This window comes from Gordoniibacillus kamchatkensis (genome assembly GCF_000829455.1).
Lineage (GTDB): Bacteria > Bacillota > Bacilli > Paenibacillales > NBRC-103111 > Gordoniibacillus > Gordoniibacillus kamchatkensis.
In genome coordinates this window covers 1-1,863 of record NZ_JXAK01000140.1, presented here as the reverse complement: position 1 = coordinate 1,863, position 1,863 = coordinate 1, and the positions used below count along the sequence as shown (strand labels likewise).

General features: G+C 50.7%; 2 protein-coding genes and 1 pseudogene. All 3 read right to left on the bottom strand.

From position 1 onward, the window contains the following. Window positions 1–310 (bottom strand): hypothetical protein (locus SD70_RS39045; protein ID WP_231571731.1); only part of this gene is annotated, 310 nt, incomplete at its 3' end. A gap of 4 nt (window positions 311–314) precedes the next feature. Then, a complete protein-coding gene (locus SD70_RS32465; RefSeq protein ID WP_052488136.1) occupies window positions 315–1,421 on the bottom strand; it encodes a copper amine oxidase N-terminal domain-containing protein in 1,107 nt (368 codons plus the stop codon). Between the two features lie 114 nt (window positions 1,422–1,535). After that, window positions 1,536–1,863, bottom strand: a pseudogene (locus SD70_RS37355) (hypothetical protein); the annotation flags it as partial.

The following is a 1,863-nucleotide window of genomic DNA, read 5'->3' as shown; positions in this document are numbered from 1 at the left end:
GGATGGGCGGATTCGGTTCCTGTCCTACTTGCCGTACTTGCTGGTCCAAAAAAGAAGCGTGTTGGCCGCTTCTCGGATCGCCGCACTGCTTGGGCGTCGAATTCGTACATAATTGGTCACGGCGCACCGTCCAACCCACGGTTCTGTATTTAATGGACGATGTTGCAGCCGTACTGGTGATCTTAAATTTGATGGTGCCATTTTCAGTTCTGACATCGGGAGGTCCCGCGAAAACAGAGGTTGGAATGGAGAAAAACAAAAATAAGCATGCCAGCAGCATGCTCAAGAATCGTTTATGCAATTTGTTCATATCTCTACTCCATCCTTTTCATCGTATGGTTGTAGAATAAACTTGCACTCGGACTTACTTTTAGCGTGGGTCCCCAGTTGCCTCCCACATTCGTAGACATCGAGATGTCGGTGTAGCCTTCGTACCAAACTCCTTTTTCAAAAGTTTGTTGATTGGGGAACCTTTCATCGTAAATTAAGTCTTTGTTTTCCTTAAACGAAACAAATTTAATTCTGAATTTGGCACGAACATAATTATCGCCAAATCCATTCCGGTAGATCATGGAAGGCTCGGGATCAAGGTATCCTTCGATCTGAATCTTGTTTTCTTTCACCCACTCCGCATACCGCCGGATATATTTCAATTCCGCATTGGAGCTTTGCACTTTCGTGGCAAATACCGCCTGCGCCCACGTATCGTCAATCGTTTTGTAATCCACGTTCAGCCACAGTGCACCAAACGTTTTCAGTCGGCTCATCCAAATGTCCACGTTCTTCTTATTGAATTCCGGTATGGTCGAATAGAGCACCGAAGAAACCTTGCTGTCCGTAGGATGCGAGTAGGGATAGGCCATCTCATAGGCTTCATTCGGCACATCGGCAAGTATATAAGGATAATCTTGCGCATTCTTGGGCAGGTTGGTTGTGCGAATCAGGCGGCCCCATTCATCGTACTTCGCATTGGCGTCTTCTTGTGTGGAAATGAAGACGGTCGATGTCGGGCTATTCCAATTCACTTCCGCCCCTAGCGCTTCGCTGACAAAACGCAGCGGGACAAACGTCCGGCCGCCGCTGGTAATCGCCTTCGAATCGAAGGCCACTTCTTTGCCGTTGACGAGCGCCTTGCTATCGCCGATCGTAAGCACGATATGCAGGTCGTCCCGTTCAATCGGTACGGTCATGGTTTGGGGCTCCCAGCCTACGTTCGCGCCCATCTTTTCCGCGATGAATCGAACCGGCACGAGCGTCCGGCCATTTTCATCCACGAAAGCCTGTGCATCGGGAAACCAGATTTTTTGTCCGTCCATGACGACGCTGACAAAGGACGGAGGGTTGCTCGCCGCGCTTGCCGTTACGGTGAACAAGCTGCAAATCATCGCGGCGACAAGTCCTGCAATTACCCATTTTCTCACGCCATTTGCTCCTCTCTAATAGGGGTCATGACAAGTTTGGAAGATTTCGGCTGTCAGGTTCATCATAGAGCCGATCTGACGGCGTGTCCACTTTCCGAAATCGCCGCCGTCTCGTTAAGATGGCGAGACCGGACAGTCCAGCGGCATATAGCCTTTTTGCGCGGCCGCTTGTTCGCTGGAAAACGTCTCTTCCACCGGATAAGCAAAGCCGCATGTGCTGCGGTAATACACCTTCATGCTTCCTTTCCTGGCCCCGACAATCTCCGGCTTCTTGAGCACGCGGCTTCCGCCGAGGGCGTAATTGTTGTAAAACTTGCCGCCCATCGGAATGCCTTGGATAAAGGCAAGCACCCCGACGTCATCAACGGTATTGTGCCATTCCTCCTGCGAAATGGTCGGCAGCGTGAAGGTGTAAGAAAAACCGTATCGGGAAACCGATTCG